The sequence below is a fragment of the Shinella agrisoli genome (genome assembly GCF_046557955.1).
In the GTDB taxonomy this organism is placed as follows: domain Bacteria; phylum Pseudomonadota; class Alphaproteobacteria; order Rhizobiales; family Rhizobiaceae; genus Shinella.
Map to the genome: position 1 here is coordinate 40,059 of NZ_JBJIEP010000026.1, position 16,437 is coordinate 56,495.

Here is a 16,437-nt window from a genome sequence, read left to right on the forward strand (position 1 = left end):
GCCAGCGTAATGCTTGATCCACTCAAGCATTATGGAGACCCATTGCATGAGCACCCTGTTCGATCCCATCGCCCTCGGAAACCTGCAACTGCCGAACCGCCTGTTCATGGCGCCCATGACCCGGAGCCGGGCATCTGCCGAAGGGGTCGTATCGGCGCTCACGGCCGAGTATTACGCGCAGCGGGCCGGCGCGGGCCTCATCATCAGCGAGAGCATCCAGCCAAGCGTCATCGGGCAGGGATACATCAACACGCCGGGCCTTCATTCGGCCGACCAGATCGAGGCATGGCGGGTCGTCACCGACGCGGTTCATGCCAGGGGCGGCCGCATCTTCGCGCAACTGACGCATACCGGCCGCATCGGACATCCCAGCCTTTATCCGGATAAGGCTCTGCCGCTCGCGCCGTCGGCGATCGCGTCCGGCGAGAAGCTGTTTACCGGCGAAGGGCTGCTCGATCATCCCGTGCCGCGCGAGATGAATGCCGACGACATCCGGACGACGATCGGCGATTTCGCCGCTGCGGCGCGCAACGCCATCGAGGCGGGCTTCGACGGCGTGGAACTCCACGGCGCGAACGGCTATCTCATCCATCAGTTCCTCGCCGACAACACCAACACCCGCACCGACGACTATGGCGGGTCGATAGAGAACCGCATCCGCTTCGCTATCGAGGTGGCCGCCGCGGTTGCGAGCGCCATCGGCGCGGAGCGCACCGGCATTCGGCTTTCGCCGGCAAGCCCCTTCAACAACATCGTCGAGAGCGATCCTGCGCCGGTCTACCTCGCCTTGCTGGAAAGCCTCGCCAGGCAGAAGCTCGCCTATGTGCATCTGGTCGAGGTCGGCGACCGGGAACTGACGAGGAAGCAGCGCGCCGGCTGGCCCGGCACGTTCATCCTCAACCCGCATCCGGCGCCCGACGCTTTTCCCGCGACGCCCGAGACGGCCGCAGAGGCACTGGAGTCCGGGGTTGCCGATGCCGTCGCCCTTGCCACGGCATGGCTTGCAAATCCCGACCTCGACGCCCGTATCCGCGCAGGCGGGCCGTTCAACACGCCCGATCCGGCGACGTTCTACGGCGGCGACCACACCGGTTACACGGATTATCCTGCGCTCAGCCAGAGGGAAGTCGCATGACCCGCACCGTTCTGATCACAGGCGCTCGCGGCAAGACCGGCCGTGAGGTGGCGCGGCAACTGGCCACCGAGCCTGATGTCGAGGTCAGGGCAGGGTCATCCCGGCCCGAAAACACTGGGTCGGGGGGCGCCGCCGTTCGATCGGTCAGGTTCGATTGGCAGGACGCAGAGACCTGGCGCGACGCGATCGCGGGCATCGATGCGGTCTATCTCATGCGGCCCGACCTTCCGGAGGCCCCGCAAATGGTTGCCGAACTGGTCGAGTTCACCCCGGACAGCCATGTGGTGCTCGTGTCGGAACAGGGTGCGGAGAAGCTTGGAGACGACCACTGGGTCCGGCGCGTCGAGAATGCGGTCACCGGGAAAGCCGGGTCATGGACAATTCTGCGGCCATCCTGGTTCCAACAGAATTTCATCGACCCCCGGTTCTATCGGGATGCCATCCGGCGCGATCGAACCCTGAGCATGCCCTCGGGCGGCGCGCCGATCGCCTGGGTGGATACGCGGGATATTGCGGGAGTCGCGGTACGGGCGCTCCTCGACCCGGACACCCACCGCGGCCGGCACTACACCATCACCGGCCCCGAAGGCGTAACGATCCCGGAGGTCGCGGAACTGCTGTCAGCCGCATTGGAGGCGACGGTAACTGCCGTCGAGCAACCGCTCGCCGATGCCCTTTATGGTCTGGACCCGTGGATAGCCGGCGTTCTCGATGACCTGTACAGGCGGGTGAAGGTGGGTGATTTCGGCGGGCTCTCCCGGACCGTCGAAACGATTGCCGGCCGCAAGCCGACCTCGCTGAAAGAGTTCATCCGAGAACATCGATCCGAATGGCTGCAGCACGGCTCGAAGGCGGCGAGGTAGATCATGCGTACAATCGTTGTCGATGCGAGGCGGGGAAACAAGGTGAACGTCGCCATCCTCGGCCGTCCGCATGAAGCCACGATTCTCGAACACGCATCCTTTGATCCGGAAAGGCTGAGGCTCTCCTGAGCGCCTGGCGCGGTGACCAGCGTCCAATTTTGCCCCCCACCTGTTTCGTCTGACCATCCGTCTTTTGCTGGCAGATGTGCCGTGGCGCTGAACGTCCTTCCTTCTTCGGTACGATAAATAGTAAATATTTTCTATAAATTTAATCAAATTTTGCGATGCTGGAACGACATCGAAACGCATGTCGAGCATGGAACGATAATGAGCGAATATAATAATGCCCTTTCAAGCACCGCCCGCTTCTACGCCCTCAGGCTGAAGCCAGGCCAGGACGTCGTCGAGGAACTGCGGGCGTTCGTCAACGCGAACAATCTGAAGGCGGTCTCGATCGTTTCGGTTGTCGGAAGCCTGACCAAGGCTCTGCTGCGTTACGCCAACACGGGCGTATGGAGCGAGGTCAGCGGCCATTTCGAAATCGTTTCCCTCGTCGGGACGATCGACGAGAAGGGCGAGCATCTGCACATATCGCTGTCCGACCGCACGGGAAAGACGATCGGTGCGCATTTCGGCCCAGGATCGTCCGTTTACACCACGGCCGAAATCACGCTTGCGGAATTTTCCGACCTCTCCTTCCGAAGGGAACTGTGCCCCCAATCGGGCTGGGAAGAGCTGGTCGTGGAAGGCCGGAGAAAAGGCTGACAGCCTGGGGTTCAACCGCGCAGCCGCGGCCGTCGCCTGCGGAGCGCCATCATCGGGGGATACGATGACCACTGAAGCAAAGAGCAAATATCTGGATACGAAAGTGCTGGCGCTGATCGCCGTGGCGATCGTCGTCAACATCGTCGGCGGGCAGGTGAACGATCTGTTGCGCCTGCCGATCTTCCTGGATTCGATCGGCACGATCCTTGTGGCGGTTCTCGCCGGGCCGGTGGCCGGGGGCGTGACAGGTGTCCTCACCAATCTCATCATCGGCCTGCTATTCGCGCCAGTGGCGGCCGCTTTCGCACCGGTGGCGCTCGTCATCGGTGTCGTCGCGGGCCTCCTTGCGCGCGCCGGCTGGTTCAAGACCGTCTGGCAGGCAGCGCTTTCCGGCGTCGTCATCGCAGCCGCACTGACGATCGTCGCCGTGCCGATTCGCATCTACCTGTTCGGCGGCGTCACGGGTTCCGGTGCCGATTTCTTTGTCGCCTATCTTTCCAGCGTCGGCCAAACCCTTTTCAGCTCCGTGGCGCTCACGGTGTTTGGATCGAACGTCGCTGACAAGGTCTTGTCCGCGCTGCTGGTCTGGGGATTGGTGCGCCAGTTGCCCGAACGCCTGACGGCGGGCTACGACTATCTGCACTACAGCCGCGCGACCTGATGCAGGCTTTTTCCTTTCATAGCCCGGGGAAGAGCCGTCTTCACCGGGCCCATCCGATCACCAAGCTGCTACTGGTCGCCTTCTGCATCACGACGTCGTTCGTGACGCCCTGGCCTTTTCTCTGGCCCCTGACCCTTGCCCTTCTCGCCGCGGGCGCCGTTTCAGGCATCGGCCGCCTCGTCGCCGGCCGGTATATCGTCCTCTCCCTGCCCTTCACCTTCGCGGTCTTCGCCTTTCACGGGCTGATCATGCCGCGCCCGGATTTCCGTCCGCTCGTCAGTTGGCTTGCCTACAGTCCCGCCGGGATCGAGCATGCCGCCATCATCGGCGGGCGGATCTCCGTGATGCTGGCGGCCTCCATGCTCTTCGTGGCGACGACCCATCCTGCGGCGCTGCTGCGGGCTTTCGATGCCGCCCGCTGGCCGCCAGCCCTCTCCTTCCTGCTGGCCAGCCCCCTGCTGCTGCTCGACCAGTTCGCGGCACGCACACGGGCGATCCGCGAAGCCCAGCAAGCACGCGGGCTCGAGATCGGCGGTTCGCTCGTCGCACGCATCCGCGCGTTGCACATCCTGCTCGTTCCCCTGCTGACCCTGGCACTCAGCGACGCGCAGGAAAGGGCGCATGTTCTCACGGCAAGGGGCTTTCGGGCCCTGCCCTACCGCACTGTCATCCACCCGCCTGACGACAGCGCCCCGGAGCGGTTGCTCCGCATCGCCCTCACAGGCGCGATGATCCTCGAAATCGTCTATGTGATCCTGCGATGATCGACGTTCGGAACCTTCACTTCGCGCACGGCGAAAGAACCGTGCTGAAGAACCTCTCGCTCATTGTCCGGACAGGTGAGCGCATCGCCATTCTGGGGGCAAACGGATCGGGTAAGTCGACCCTCGGCCAATTGCTCGCCGGATGGTTGACACCGAACGGCGGATCGGTGCTCTGGCACGACCGCCCGTGGCGCGACCATTCGATTCTCGAGCGAACTGCCACCGTCCAGCTCATCGGCCAGATACCCGCCCAGCATCTTTCCGGGCGCGCCTTCACGGTCCAGGAGGAGATCGCCTTCGGCCCGGAAAACCTCGGCCTGCCCGCAGCCGAGATCATCGCGCGGCGGGACCGCGTGCTCGCTGCGTGCCGGCTCGAGGCGCTGGCGGAGCGCGATCCGTTCACGTTGTCGGGCGGCGAGCAGCAGCGGCTGGTGATCGCCGCATGCCTCGCCCTCGAGCCGTCCCTGCTCATCCTGGACGAGCCCTTCACCAATCTCGACCCCGAGGCGCGCGCGCATCTCGCCGGCATTCTTCCCGAGCTCGGGGAGACCACAACCCTCATCCTGCTCGACACGAATCCCGACAACGCGCTCGCAAGCGCCGATAGGATCCTCCTGCTGCGGGACGGACAGATCGCGCTCGACGGCGATCCACGCACCGTGCTTCTGGATCCTGCCTGCGCCGACGTCCTCGGCCTTCCGGCGATCGCACGCGCCTTCCAGCGGCTGAGCAGACGCGCGCTGGCGGACCTGCCGCTGACGTTGCCGGAAGCCGCGGTCCTGCTGAAGGACGCCGAACCATGCTGAGGCTCGAAGGCCTTTCCTTTGCCTATCCGGCGCAGGCCCCGCTCTTTGCGAGGCTGAACGCCCATGTCGGGCCCGGCCAGGTTCTGGCAGTCGTCGGACGCAACGGTGCGGGCAAGAGCACGCTGCTGCGGCTCCTGAACGGCCTGCTGCGCCCGGACGCGGGGCAGATACGGATTCGCGGCCGCTCGACGTCCGGCCTCAAGGTCCATGAGATCGCACGCGATGTCGGCACGTTGTTCCAGACACCGGAACAGCAGCTTTTCGCCACCCGCGTCTACGAAGAAGTGGCCTTCGGCCCAAGGCAGCTGGGGCTTGCAAACGCCGAGGTGGAGGACCGCGTCGATCTCGCCCTGCGCCGGACGTTCCTCCACCATCAGGCGCAGCGGCATCCGCTCGATCTGTCGATGGCCGAACGGCGCTTTACCGCACTTGCCTCCATTCTTGCCATGCACCCCGCCGTCCTCCTGCTGGACGAGCCGCAACGCGGCCTCGATCGCCTGTGGACCGAACGCCTGGAGGCGATCATCGCCGGCGAGAGGAAGGCTGGAAAGGCCATCGTGCTCATCTGCCACGACATGGATTTCGTCGATCGCAATGCGCAAATGGTTCTTGCCCTCGGCACTGGCGAGGCATCCGCTTGGAGCACGGAGACATTCTTTGGCGATCTGGAACTGCTGCGCCGCGCACGTGTCGACACGCCCAGCCGACTACTGCTTTCACGCTTGGAATATTAAGTAGACTTGTCCGTTACGCACATCGGCATCCTTAGTGTGCTGGCGGGCAGTCTCTGCCAGCAGGGATGCGCCGGACGGTTGCTCGGCCCTGAGAAACCCCGATGATCGCGCAGCGTCGTGCCTTCATAATCCTTCCTGAAAGGGCCTCGACGCTGGAACTCCGGCAGAGCTTCTCCACGACACTGCGCCGGCGACGCATCGCCACTCCGGGCATCCTGAGCGAATCTCCTTCAGGCCGCATCGGCACGGATAAGGCCTTCGTCCTTCAGCGCGCGCCAGAATTCGGCAGGTACCGGCCGAAAGAGATGGCTGATATTCGCCTGCACCTCCTCCGAATTCGAGCAACCGAGCGCCACGGAGGCCACGGCCGGGTGCCTCAGGGGGAACTGGATCGCAGCCGCCGCAATCGGCACTTCGAAGCTCCGGCAGACGCCCTCTATCCTGCGCGTCCGCGACAGGATTTCTTCCGAAGCCTCGCCATAGAAGTACTTGGCGTTCTTCCTCGCTCCCGTTGCCAGGATGCCGGAATTGAAGGGGGCTGCGGCGACGATCGAAATGTCGCGTTTTTCGCAGAGCGGCAGGAGATCGTCGAGCGGGCTCTGTTCCAGCAGCGTGTAGCGGCCTGCCAGCATGAAGCAGTCGAAGTCTCCGGCATCGGCAAAGCGCATAAGGATGCTGCTGTCGTTCACCCCTACGCCGACAGCCCTGACAAGACCCGCGCGGCGCAATTCGTCCAGAGCCCGGTAGCCGCCGGCCATCACCTCTGCGAACCGCTCATCAACCGCGTCGCCATGCCATCGCCGGTTGACGTCGTGGATATAGACGATGTCGATCCTGTCGAGCCCCAGGCGCTGGTGACTGTCCTCGAGCGAGCGCATCACGCCATCGTAGCTGTAGTCGTAGGCAATATCGAACGGAAGCGCACCCTCGTACATGCCGCGCGTCGTGACACCATCCCGCGCCGGTTTCAGCAGCCTGCCGACCTTCGTCGAAAGAAGATAGTCCCCGCCACGCCGACGCAGGGCATCGCCAAGCCTGCGTTCGGCAAGGCCATGGCCGTAGAAAGGCGCCACGTCGAAATAGCGAACGCCGCCGTCATAGGCCGTATCGATCGTCGTCCGGGCGACCTCGTCGGGGACGGATCGGTAGAGCCCGCCGAGAGGTGCGGCTCCCAGACCGAGCACGCAGATGTCGAGCCCGGTTCGCCCGAGCTTGCGGCGCGGCAGGGTCATGACGCCGCTCCGGGCCTTACGCCGGCCGAGCGGACGACGACGCCGGCCTGCTCCTCGCGAAGCTTGAGCACCGCCGTGACATCGAGACCGGACAAGCCGGCCTCGCCCGCATCCAGAAGCGTCTGCCGGGTCGCGGCGCCGACCGGCGTGCGGACGCCGAGCGATTCGGCGAAGGTGACGGCCAGCCGCTGGTCCTTTTCGGCGAGGCGGACCATGAAACCCGGCGTGAAGTCGTCGGCGAGCCCCTTCTTCGGCAAGGCGATGCCGAGCTGGTTGTTCCAGGCCATCGTCGTCTGCATGATGCTGCGCATCAGCTCGAAGGTGAGGCCCGCTTTCACGCCGAGCACCAGCGCCTCGGAGGTCGCGGCGAGTATCGAGGCGGCGAGAAAATTGTTGGTCAGCTTCATGGCGCTGCCCGTGCCGAGCGGCCCGCAATGGAAGAAGTCCTTGCCCATGCAATCCAGTGCGGGGCGCACGCGGGCGACGACCGTCGGATCGCCGCCCACCATCAGCGTCAGCGTTCCAGCGACCGCATGGTCCGCCGTCTTCCCCACGGGGCTGTCGATCATGTCGACGCCGCGTTCGGCGAGCGCATTGCCGACACGGCGAGTCACTTCAGGCGAAATCGTGCTCATGTCGACAAGCACGGCGCCGGGCTTCAGGACATCTGCAATGCCGCTGTCTCCGAGGATCGCGGCTTCGACATCCGGCCCGTCCGGCAGCATCGTAATGACGATATCGGCACCGTCGGCCGCTTCCCGCGCACTTGTCGCCGCAAGACCGCCGGCCGCCACATGCGCGGCCACGGCCGCAGGATCGAGATCGAAGCCACGCACGGTGAAGCCGCCGCGCAGCAGATTGGCCGCCATGGGGCGGCCCATGGTACCGAGGCCGATAAAGCCTATCGTCGTCATGGTGTGGGTTCCTGATTCTGTTTTTCTTCTGGTTATCCATCCTGCGCGAACCGGGCGGTTCGCGCAGGGCATTCGCTCAGGGTCGCAAGAAGCCGCTCAGTTCGACGGCCATTTCTCCTGCTCCCATGTCGGCAGGCCGCGGAGGTCGGAGGCATCGCTGGCGACAAACACCGCTTCCGCCGGCGTGCTGCCGGCCCGCTCGTAGGCTTCGCGCAGAAGAGGCGCCACCTTGGAGACGTTCTGCGTCACCTGCTCCCAGGTCAGCGCCTCCGGGATCAGCCCGCCTTCGACCATGAACTTCGACGTCTCCACGATCGCCCCGACATCACCGCGGGTCGGCCAGACCCAGCCGCGCGCGAAGAGGACCTCGTCGCCGACGACCTTCGCGCCCGATTCTTCATCCAGCTCCCAGTATTTGGAGACGCTCTCGGCTATCTTCGCCGGCCCGAGCTTGTTCAGGGCCTCGACCGCCTCCTGCTGCGCAGCCGCGAAGGCGACCACGAGCTTCGGGTGCTCGTCGATCAGCCTGTTCTGGCCGACCCAGAACGAGCGGTGCAGATAGTAACCATCGGGATAGAAGGCAGACTTCTTGACCGACTCCAGAAGGATGCCGGCGCCCTCGCCGGCCGGCCCCTTGTAGTGTCCCTCGGTGTAGCCGAAGGAATTGACGATACCCACCGTGCCCGCCTGCTTCTGCGCCTTCAGGAAAGCCGGATGGATGACAACCGCTGCATCGAGGCCGTCCGGAATGGTCGCGGCCTGCGCCTGCGTCGGCGTATTGACGAGCTTGATGTCGTGGGCACGCGGATCTCCGGAGCCGAGCTCATGCAGGAGAATCTGCGACAGCGCGTTGTAGGGATCGCCGCCGAGCAGCACGCCGATCGTCTTGCCCTTCAGGTCCTCGACATTGCGGATCGGCGAGTCCGCCCGGGTGGCAATGACGAAACGCAGCCGGCCCTCCCCGACGTTCAGGACCGACCAGGGCTGGCCTGCCGCAATGCCGCGGATGATCGGCGTGTTGCCCCACATGCCGAAATGCAAGTCGCCGGCGACGAAGGCCTCCACCTGCGGCAGCGCCGACGGATAGTCGCGCCAGTCGGCCGTCATCGCATAGCCGAGGTCTGCGGCATGCTTCTCGAAGAGTTTGTTGTCGATCGCATATTGCGTCACCGGCGCGTTGCCGGCAGCCCAGGGCTGGCGGCCGATGGAAACGGTGACGGGGGTCTGTGCCCTGAGGATCGCCGGCGCGGCCAGCAAGGCGAGACCTGTCGCGGAGGATGCCTGCAGGAACCTGCGGCGTGAAAACTGGCTTGAACTCGTCATGTCATGCGTCCTTTCGTGAGGGGTTGCGGGGTCATTGTCCTGCGGCGGCTTCCAGCGTCGCCGCATAGGCGGCGGCCCGGACGAGGCTCCAGATATCGTCGGCAAGCTGCTGGAATCGCGGCAGCTTGCGCACCTGCTGGGTCCGGGGACGCGGCAGGTCGATGTCGAGGATGGTGCGGATGGTGCCTGGGTGGTTGTCGAGCACGACGACGCGATCTGCGAGGAACACGGCCTCGTCGATGCCGTGCGTGATGAAGACGACGGTCCGCCGCTCCCCGCGCGGCAGATTTTCACCCCAGATGCGCAACAGTTCTTCCTGAAGCACGAGGCGCGTCTGCGCGTCGAGCGCGGCAAAGGGCTCGTCCATGAGCAGCACGGCCGGCTCGTTGGCAAGCGCCCGCGCGAACGCGCAACGCTGGCGCATGCCGCCGGAAAGCTCGTGCGGATACTTGTTCTCGGCACCCGCGAGGCCGACGAGACGGATGTAGTGGTCGACGATCCGGTTGCGCTCCGTCGCCGGCAAGGCGGACTCGGTCCTGTAGCGCGGGCCGAACTCGATGTTTTCCCGCACGGTCTTCCAGGGAAAAAGCGCATAGTCCTGGAACACCACGCCGCGATCCCGTCCCGGCCCTGCGACCGGACGGCCGTCGATCTCGATCAGGCCGCCGGAAGGGTCAGTAAGTCCCGCGATCATGTTCATGATCGTGCTCTTGCCGCTGCCGGACGGCCCGACGATGCAGAGGAACTCGCCCGGCCGGACATCGAGGGAGATATCGCTGACAGCGAGGCTCGGCGCCCCGCCCCGTGACGGTACATAGGTCTTGCTGACGTCGCGCAGCCGGATTTTCGGCGCCTCGCCGGTCTCCCCTCTCAGCGTGCTTTCCATGGCATTATCCTCTGCTGGACGGACCGCACGCCGCCATCGATGAGCAGGGCCACGAGCCCCACGCTCATCATGCAGACGACGATACGGTCGAGATCAATGCTGTAAGCGTAGAAGACGAACATCGCCTGGCCGATGCCGCCCGACGTCCCCCCGCCCGACTTGGCGCCGACGGCGAGTTCGGCGGCGATGATCGACGTCCAGGCGACGCCGAGCGCCAGCCGCGCGCCGACGAAAACATGCGACAGCGCGCCGGGCAGGACGACCGTGCGCAGGATCGTCAGCTTGCCGACGCCGAGCGAACGCGCGGCCCGCACGAGACCGGGATCGACGCCGGCGACGCCATGCACCGTATTGACGAGCATGGGGAAGAAGGCGGCATAGCCGACAAGAAAGGCGGCGGCACCGGTTCCCGTGCCGAACCACAGAATTGCAAGCGGCAGCAGCGCCATCGGCGCAATGGGACGGAAGCTCTCCACGAGCGGGTCGAGACTACGGCCGACGGCACGATAGCTTGCCATCAGGGTGCCGATGACGAGGGCGAGCGTCGCCGAGACAGCGAAGCCTACGGAAACACGGCCGAGGCTTTGCAGGAGGGCCGTCGGCAAATCACCCGTCGCCGACATGTCCCAAGCGGCGCGAAGCACGTTCAGGGGCGTCGGCATGCGGCTTCCAGGGGAGGCCGCAAGGCCGAGAACCTGCCACGCAAGCAGCAGCAGAAGCGGCAGCGCAAGGGACAGCGCGAGACGTCGGGCGATCATCGGCCCGCCTCCGGCATCGCCCAAGGCGTGAGCACCGACTGCAACAGCCGCAGCAAGGCATCCATCACGTAGCCGAGACAGCCGATCACCACGACGAAGGCCATGACCTTCGGCGTCATCAGAAGGGAACGGTACCACTCGATGGAATAGCCAAGGCCCGACGGCGCGCCGATCAGCTCCGCCGCGATCATCGCCATCCAGCCGGCCCCCATGGCCAGGCGCGCGCCGACGAGAATGCTCGGCAAGGCCGCGGGCAGGATCACATGGACGAGGACGATATGCCGTCCGACACCCATGACCCGCGCGGCGGCGACGATATTGGGCGCCACCGTGCGCACGCCGGCGATCGTATTGAGCAGAAGAGGAAAGAAGGCGCCATAGAACATGATTGCCGTCGGCAGGGTTTCGCCGATCCCGAAAATGAACAGGCCGAGCGGTATCCAGGCGATGCCGGAAATGGGACGGAGCATCTCGACGACCGGATCGACCAAGGCGAAGACGGTGCGGTTGAGGCCCATCAGGAAACCGAGTGGAATGGCAACGGCACCTGCGAGGGCGAAGCTTGCCAGCAGCCGCCTCGTCGAAACGAGAGCGCTTTCCTGGACTTCGCCGCGCGCAAGAAGATCCAATAGATTCGCCCCGACGTTCAACGGGGACGGCAGGAGGACCGGATTGGCGATCGCAACGGAACCCGCATGCCACAGAAGCCCGAAGACCGTCATCGTGACGATGTAGTGGAATGTCTTTTCGAACAGCGCGGAATGCATCGACAACCCAGACTCCAAACCCAATCTTCGGATCCGGGGCGCTCTGCGGTGCAAAACCGTGGAAATTACGCCGAATTGCCCCTATGAAACCGGTACCATCGTAGGTTCGCAGGCCGATTTGCAGAAGGGAGAAAATCCATTCATTCTAGGTTTTAGATAGAATTTATTTCTGTGGCACACATTACCGCCAGGCATGGTGTGCCTTCCGCAAACCCGTCGAGTACAGGATTGTGCGGCGGATGCGATCAAAGGGGAACGACCGGGAACGGAAGCCAGAAATACCATGAGTAACCGCAAAACACGACGAATCGGCATCCGTGATGTGGCACGGCTCGCAGGTGTCGCGCCCACGACCGTGTCGCGCGCATTGACGCTGCCCTCGATTGTTTCAGAGGAAACACGCCTGAAGATCGCCGAGGCCATCGCCAGCACCGGCTACATTCCGAACCGCGTGGCCGCCAACCTCTCGTCGAACCAGACGAAGACGATCGGCGCGGTCATTCCGACGCTCCGCAACTCGATCGCCGCGGATTTCACGGAGGGCATGGCCGAGGTGCTGCGCCGCGCGGGCTTTCAGCTTCTTCTGGGCAGCAGCGAATTCTCGCCGGAAGAGGAAGAGGCCATCGTCGTGGAGTTCATCGCCCGCCGGGTGGACGGCATCTACCTGACCGGCTCGATGCATACGGCAAGAACGCGGGAGCTCCTGCGGAGCAACCGCATCCCGACGGTGGAGATCGCCACCCTGCCGGACGATCCGATCGACATGGCCTCCGGCTTCTCGAATTTCGAGGCCGGCTACCGGATGACGCGGATGCTGGCCGAAGAGGGCTACAGAAGGGTCGCCCTGCTCACCACCTTCACCCGCGACAACGAACGCCAGTCCGAGCGGCTCGCGGGCTACCGGGTAGCCGTCGCGGAGTTCGGGCTCGATCCGGACCCCCGTCTGTTCGCGGAAGTCGAGATGAGCCTGAAGAGCGGCGGCGAGGCGCTCGCCCACCTTCTGGATGTGCGGCCGGATATCGATGCGATCTTCTGCACCGGCGACATCGTCGCCGCCGGTGTCTTGTTCGAATGCCAGCGGCGCGGCATCGACGTGCCGCGGCAGATCGCCATCGCCGGTTTCGAAGGACTGGACATTTCGGAGAACGTCGTGCCGCCGCTGACGACAGTGCGCATTCCGCGCAAGCAGATCGGCATGAAGGCGGCGGAGATGCTGCTCGACCGTATCGCCGGAAAGCCCCCTTCTCAGCCGAAGATGGACCTCGGCTTCGAGATCGTCAGGCGAGCATCGACGATACGGATGGCCGGAGCCGCCGAGGACCCATGACACAGGACATTTCCATTGCCGCCCTTTCCCTCCGCCTCGTCCGCGTGACGCCCCGGAGCATCTGGACCTTCATCGAGGCGACAAGCCGCGACGGCTGGACGGGGATCGGCGAGGCCACCCTTATCGGCCGGGAGACGCATCTCGTCGAAAGCGCCGGGCGGCTTTTGCCGCACGCCGCGTCCCGTCCGCCGGCCAAACCAGCCGGTCAGGCGGATGCTGCAATCCTTTCCGCGCTCGATCAGGCGCTTCACGACATCGACGCGAAAAGAAAGGGCCTGTCCGTCGCTGCAAGCATCGGGGACGTACGCCACGCCGCAATTCCGCTATATGCCAACATCAACCGCCGGACACATGAACGCACGCCGGAAGCCTTTGCCGAAAGCGCCCGCCGTGCGCTTCATGCCGGCTACGCCGCCGTGAAGCTGGCGCCGTTCGACGAGGTACGCCCGGATGCACCGGTTTCCGCCCTGGATGCGGGTCTCGCCCGCATCGACGCGGTGCGGCGCGTGCTGTCATCGGACCATTACCTCATGGTGGACTGCCATGAGCGGTTCACCCCGTATGTCGCTCGTGACGCCGTTTTGGAACTCGCCGGCCTCGCCGTCGCGTGGATCGAAAGCCCGATCGCCGAGACGGAGGACAATATCGGGAACATCAGGGACCTGCGGCACCTCGCCAACGAGCGCGGCGCGCGCCTTGCGGGTCTGGAAAACGCCTTCCGGCCGGGCGATTTCCGCCGTTTCGCGGATGCCGGAGCGTATGACGTGCTCATGCCGGACGTCAAATATATCGGCGGCATTTCCGGCCTCGTCGAAACGGGGAGGCTTCTATCGGAATGCGGCGTCGCCGTCTCGCCGCACAATCCGAACGGCCCGGTCTCCCATGCCGCCTCGCTCCACGCGGCAGCGCTTTTCCCGACGGTGGACAGCCTGGAGATGCAGTTCGACGAGACGGCACATTTCGACGGGCTCGTCTCGGCCGCGCTCCCTCCGGTAGTCGACGGGTTCAGCGCCATCCCGCCCGGACCGGGACTGGGCGTAACATTCAATACGGACCTGCTCGAAGACCTCACCATCTTCCACGCCGAATGGCAGGACGGGGCCATGACCGGAAGACGCGGGAATATCGATGGCTGACGTCCACATCCACGCCATCGACCGGCAGGTGCACGACATCCTCGGCGAGTCGCCCGTCTGGTCGGACGGCGAGCAGGCGCTCTACTGGGTGGATATACGGGCTCCGGCATTGCACCGCCTCGATGGAAGAAGCGGCGAAGCCCGATCCTTCGCCATGCCCGCGCTCGTCGGCGCCGTCCTGCTGGATGCACAGCCGGGCTTCGTGATTGTCGGCCTTCCCGATGGTCTCTACCGTTTCGGGCTTGCGACAGCCAGCCTCACCCTGCTCCTGCCGCTCGATCGGGCGAGCCCCGACATCCGCGTCAACGACAGCCGTACCCATGCCGGCGGCGGAATTGTCTATTCGACCATGTGGGACCACGGCGCACGCCGCGCGGGCGGCATCTTCCTTGCACGTACGGACCGGACCGGCTCGCTTACCAGCACGCCGCTCGCCACCGACATGACCGTGCCGAACGCGATCTGCTTCTCACCGGATGGCGGCACCCTCTATTTCGCCGATTCCGCCGAGGGCACGATCCATGCCGCGCGGTTCACCGGCAACCACATCGAAGCGCAGGCGACCTACGCACCGGCCAATGCCGCGCCGGGCAAGCCGGACGGCGCGACGGTGGATAGCGAGGGCTTTCTCTGGAACGCGCGCTACGGCGGCGGCTGCCTCGCCCGCTTCGCCCCGGATGGACGTCTCGATCGGGTGATCAGCCTCCCGGTCTCGCAGCCGACGTCCTGCGCCTTCGGCGGCCCCGGCCTGCGCACACTCTTCGTGACGACCGCAAGCCAAAAGCTCAGCGACAGGCAGCGGGCAGCCGAACCGCTGGCCGGCTGCCTGCTGGCGCTCGATGTCGGCGTCAGCGGCCTTCCGGAACCTTCCGTCCCGTACGTCCAGGAGAGAGCCCGACCATGAGCGAAAATCGCACCTTTCTCGGCTACAGGCGTCCGGCCGGGCGGGCGGGCATACGCAACCATCTGCTCGTCCTCGGCATAAACGGGCTCGTCGCCCCGGCGGCTCGGCGCATCGCCGCACTCCTGCCCGGCGCCAAACTCGTCACCACGCCCTATGGACGCGGCCAGCTCGGCCCCGACAAGGACATACACACCGCCCAGCTCGTCGGGCTCGGCGCCAATCCCAACGTGGGTGCGGTCGTCGTCGTCGGCGCCGACAGGCCCGCGGCGGAGGCCATCGCGCATGGCATCGCCGAACGCATCGCAAAGCCCATCGACGTGTGGACGCTGGACGACACCGGAGAAGATGCGCTCGACCTCGTGTCGCGCGCCGTTCGGAGCGGCGGACGTCTGACGCGGGATCTTTCGCGGCTCCGGCGCGAGCCGGTTCCGCTTTCGGAGCTTTTCGTCGGGATCGAATGCGGCCATTCCGACGCGACGTCCGGCATTGCCGGCAATCCGCTGGCCGGCCGGATCGCCGACCGGCTGGTGTATGCCGGCGGCACGGTGGTCGTCGGCGAAACGCTCGAATGGCTGGGCGCCGAGCATGTGCTGGCGCGGCGGGCTGGAACCGAAGCGGTCGCGGATGCGATCCGGGCTGCCGTGAAACGCCGGGAGGCCGATGTCGCCGCCCTCGGCATCGATCTCATCGGCAACAATCCGGGCGAAGAGAATATCCGCGGAGGACTGTCCTCGATCGAAGAGAAATCGCTCGGTGCCATAGCCAAGGCGGGATCGCGGCCGATCCGGGCCCTCCTCGCCCATGCCGAGCCGCCGGCTGCGCCCGGCCTCTACGTCATGGACGGCAACGGCTTCTCGCCGGAATCGATGACCGGCTTCGCCGCAGCCGGCGCTCAGGCCATGCTCTTCGTGACAGGCCCCGGCAACAGCTTCTGCAACCTCATCGCCCCGACAGTGAAGATCAGCGCCAATCCGCGCGCGGCTGCCAGACTCTCCGAGCAGATCGACCATGATGCAAGCGCACTCTTCGGGGGAGCCGGCGAATTCGAAAACCATGCCGACCGGTTGCTCGAGACCCTGATCGACGTCGCCTCCGGCACCCTTTCATGGGGCGAGATATTCGCAGAGGGCGAGGAGGCCTTCGCCCGCACCGGAGGATCGCACTGATGGCTATGAAGAAAACCCACGCGACGGCGCTACGCCTCGATGCCCGTGACAACGTCGCCACGGCGCTGGAGGACATATCCCGGCAGGCTATCGTCGAAACAGGCGGCGAGCCGATCACGCTCGCCATACGGGAGTCGATCCCGATGGGGCACAAACTCGCCCTCCGCGACATCCCGGCCGGCGCCGCCATCATCAAATATGGCGAGACCATCGGACGTGCGACGACGGCAATTGCAGCCGGCGCGCACGTGCATGTCCACAACCTGGCGAGCAATCGCGCTCGGTGAACGCAGCCG

Annotated in this window: 18 protein-coding genes; 12 read left to right on the top strand and 6 right to left on the bottom strand. The window is 65.3% G+C overall.

Translation table 11 applies throughout. The features are described 5' to 3' along the window. Positions 1–46: 46 nt before the first annotated feature. From ACIIOY_RS22435 to ACIIOY_RS22465, 7 genes are all read left to right on the top strand, one after another. Positions 47–1,135, top strand: coding sequence for an alkene reductase (locus tag ACIIOY_RS22435; protein WP_411036895.1), 1,089 nt, complete (start codon positions 47–49; stop codon positions 1,133–1,135). Further along, a complete protein-coding gene (locus ACIIOY_RS22440; RefSeq protein WP_411036896.1) occupies positions 1,132–1,998 on the top strand; it encodes an NAD(P)H-binding protein in 867 nt (288 codons plus the stop codon). The genes ACIIOY_RS22435 and ACIIOY_RS22440 overlap by 4 nt, the downstream gene beginning before the upstream one ends. 327 nt (positions 1,999–2,325) lie before the next feature. Further along, on the top strand, positions 2,326–2,763 hold the full coding sequence (locus tag ACIIOY_RS22445) for a PPC domain-containing DNA-binding protein (RefSeq protein ID WP_411036897.1): 438 nt from the start codon (positions 2,326–2,328) through the stop codon (positions 2,761–2,763). A 64-nt stretch (positions 2,764–2,827) separates the two neighbouring features. Continuing rightward, positions 2,828–3,424 (top strand): hypothetical protein, encoded by a 597-nt coding sequence (locus tag ACIIOY_RS22450; RefSeq protein WP_411036898.1) that lies wholly within the window; start codon positions 2,828–2,830, stop codon positions 3,422–3,424. Further along, positions 3,424–4,188 (top strand): energy-coupling factor transporter transmembrane component T family protein, encoded by a 765-nt coding sequence (locus tag ACIIOY_RS22455; RefSeq protein WP_411036899.1) that lies wholly within the window; start codon positions 3,424–3,426, stop codon positions 4,186–4,188. Before ACIIOY_RS22450 ends, ACIIOY_RS22455 begins: the two co-directional genes overlap by 1 nt. Positions 4,189–4,229: 41 nt before the next feature. Further along, complete coding sequence (locus ACIIOY_RS22460; RefSeq protein WP_411036900.1) at positions 4,230–4,994, top strand: energy-coupling factor ABC transporter ATP-binding protein; 765 nt, start codon at positions 4,230–4,232, stop codon at positions 4,992–4,994. Further along, positions 4,988–5,728: an energy-coupling factor ABC transporter ATP-binding protein gene (locus tag ACIIOY_RS22465; protein WP_411036901.1), complete on the top strand. Its 741-nt coding sequence runs from the start codon at positions 4,988–4,990 to the stop codon at positions 5,726–5,728. The genes ACIIOY_RS22460 and ACIIOY_RS22465 overlap by 7 nt, the downstream gene beginning before the upstream one ends. A 230-nt stretch (positions 5,729–5,958) precedes the next feature. On the opposite strand, the gene ACIIOY_RS22470 is transcribed toward ACIIOY_RS22465, so the two are convergent. The 6 genes from ACIIOY_RS22470 to ACIIOY_RS22495 are packed head-to-tail and all read right to left on the bottom strand — an operon-like array spanning position 5,959 to position 11,608. Continuing rightward, positions 5,959–6,960, bottom strand: a complete 1,002-nt coding sequence (locus ACIIOY_RS22470) for an aldo/keto reductase (protein WP_411036902.1) — start codon at positions 6,958–6,960, stop codon at positions 5,959–5,961. Further along, positions 6,957–7,946: an NAD(P)-dependent oxidoreductase gene (locus ACIIOY_RS22475; RefSeq protein ID WP_411036903.1), complete on the bottom strand. Its 990-nt coding sequence runs from the start codon at positions 7,944–7,946 to the stop codon at positions 6,957–6,959. The genes ACIIOY_RS22470 and ACIIOY_RS22475 overlap by 4 nt, the downstream gene beginning before the upstream one ends. Before the next feature lie 24 nt (positions 7,947–7,970). Then, the gene (locus tag ACIIOY_RS22480) at positions 7,971–9,197 is read right to left on the bottom strand and encodes an ABC transporter substrate-binding protein (RefSeq protein ID WP_411036904.1); all 1,227 of its coding nucleotides are present in this window, start codon (positions 9,195–9,197) and stop codon (positions 7,971–7,973) included. Between the two features lie 31 nt (positions 9,198–9,228). Further along, entirely contained in the window at positions 9,229–10,083 is an 855-nt protein-coding gene (locus ACIIOY_RS22485) for an ABC transporter ATP-binding protein (protein WP_411036905.1), read from the bottom strand. Continuing rightward, entirely contained in the window at positions 10,068–10,841 is a 774-nt protein-coding gene (locus ACIIOY_RS22490) for an ABC transporter permease (protein WP_411036906.1), read from the bottom strand. The genes ACIIOY_RS22485 and ACIIOY_RS22490 overlap by 16 nt, the downstream gene beginning before the upstream one ends. Next, on the bottom strand, positions 10,838–11,608 hold the full coding sequence (locus ACIIOY_RS22495; RefSeq protein ID WP_411036932.1) for an ABC transporter permease: 771 nt from the start codon (positions 11,606–11,608) through the stop codon (positions 10,838–10,840). Before ACIIOY_RS22495 ends, ACIIOY_RS22490 begins: the two co-directional genes overlap by 4 nt. A 283-nt stretch (positions 11,609–11,891) precedes the next feature. On the opposite strand from ACIIOY_RS22495, the gene ACIIOY_RS22500 reads away from it, so the two are divergent. The 5 genes from ACIIOY_RS22500 to ACIIOY_RS22520 are packed head-to-tail and all read left to right on the top strand — an operon-like array spanning position 11,892 to position 16,428. Then, entirely contained in the window at positions 11,892–12,935 is a 1,044-nt protein-coding gene (locus tag ACIIOY_RS22500; protein ID WP_411036907.1) for a LacI family DNA-binding transcriptional regulator, read from the top strand. Then, complete coding sequence (locus tag ACIIOY_RS22505; RefSeq protein ID WP_411036908.1) at positions 12,932–14,071, top strand: mandelate racemase/muconate lactonizing enzyme family protein; 1,140 nt, start codon at positions 12,932–12,934, stop codon at positions 14,069–14,071. Before ACIIOY_RS22500 ends, ACIIOY_RS22505 begins: the two co-directional genes overlap by 4 nt. Next, positions 14,064–14,975: an SMP-30/gluconolactonase/LRE family protein gene (locus tag ACIIOY_RS22510; protein WP_411036909.1), complete on the top strand. Its 912-nt coding sequence runs from the start codon at positions 14,064–14,066 to the stop codon at positions 14,973–14,975. Before ACIIOY_RS22505 ends, ACIIOY_RS22510 begins: the two co-directional genes overlap by 8 nt. Beyond that, a complete protein-coding gene (locus ACIIOY_RS22515; protein ID WP_411036910.1) occupies positions 14,972–16,141 on the top strand; it encodes a UxaA family hydrolase in 1,170 nt (389 codons plus the stop codon). The genes ACIIOY_RS22510 and ACIIOY_RS22515 overlap by 4 nt, the downstream gene beginning before the upstream one ends. Further along, positions 16,141–16,428: a UxaA family hydrolase gene (locus ACIIOY_RS22520; protein ID WP_411036911.1), complete on the top strand. Its 288-nt coding sequence runs from the start codon at positions 16,141–16,143 to the stop codon at positions 16,426–16,428. The genes ACIIOY_RS22515 and ACIIOY_RS22520 overlap by 1 nt, the downstream gene beginning before the upstream one ends. Positions 16,429–16,437 lie beyond the last annotated feature (9 nt).

Coding starts and splice junctions, on each gene's coding strand:
- ACIIOY_RS22435 (WP_411036895.1), top strand. CDS start 47: ATGAGCACCCTGTTCGATCCCATCGCCCTCGGAAACCTGCAACTGCCG.
- ACIIOY_RS22440 (WP_411036896.1), top strand. CDS start 1,132: ATGACCCGCACCGTTCTGATCACAGGCGCTCGCGGCAAGACCGGCCGT.
- ACIIOY_RS22445 (WP_411036897.1), top strand. CDS start 2,326: ATGAGCGAATATAATAATGCCCTTTCAAGCACCGCCCGCTTCTACGCC.
- ACIIOY_RS22450 (WP_411036898.1), top strand. CDS start 2,828: ATGACCACTGAAGCAAAGAGCAAATATCTGGATACGAAAGTGCTGGCG.
- ACIIOY_RS22455 (WP_411036899.1), top strand. CDS start 3,424: ATGCAGGCTTTTTCCTTTCATAGCCCGGGGAAGAGCCGTCTTCACCGG.
- ACIIOY_RS22465 (WP_411036901.1), top strand. CDS start 4,988: ATGCTGAGGCTCGAAGGCCTTTCCTTTGCCTATCCGGCGCAGGCCCCG.
- ACIIOY_RS22470 (WP_411036902.1), bottom strand. CDS start 6,960: ATGACCCTGCCGCGCCGCAAGCTCGGGCGAACCGGGCTCGACATCTGC.
- ACIIOY_RS22475 (WP_411036903.1), bottom strand. CDS start 7,946: ATGCCCTGCGCGAACCGCCCGGTTCGCGCAGGATGGATAACCAGAAGA.
- ACIIOY_RS22480 (WP_411036904.1), bottom strand. CDS start 9,197: ATGACGAGTTCAAGCCAGTTTTCACGCCGCAGGTTCCTGCAGGCATCC.
- ACIIOY_RS22485 (WP_411036905.1), bottom strand. CDS start 10,083: ATGGAAAGCACGCTGAGAGGGGAGACCGGCGAGGCGCCGAAAATCCGG.
- ACIIOY_RS22490 (WP_411036906.1), bottom strand. CDS start 10,841: ATGATCGCCCGACGTCTCGCGCTGTCCCTTGCGCTGCCGCTTCTGCTG.
- ACIIOY_RS22495 (WP_411036932.1), bottom strand. CDS start 11,608: ATGCATTCCGCGCTGTTCGAAAAGACATTCCACTACATCGTCACGATG.
- ACIIOY_RS22500 (WP_411036907.1), top strand. CDS start 11,892: ATGAGTAACCGCAAAACACGACGAATCGGCATCCGTGATGTGGCACGG.
- ACIIOY_RS22505 (WP_411036908.1), top strand. CDS start 12,932: ATGACACAGGACATTTCCATTGCCGCCCTTTCCCTCCGCCTCGTCCGC.
- ACIIOY_RS22510 (WP_411036909.1), top strand. CDS start 14,064: ATGGCTGACGTCCACATCCACGCCATCGACCGGCAGGTGCACGACATC.
- ACIIOY_RS22515 (WP_411036910.1), top strand. CDS start 14,972: ATGAGCGAAAATCGCACCTTTCTCGGCTACAGGCGTCCGGCCGGGCGG.
- ACIIOY_RS22520 (WP_411036911.1), top strand. CDS start 16,141: ATGGCTATGAAGAAAACCCACGCGACGGCGCTACGCCTCGATGCCCGT.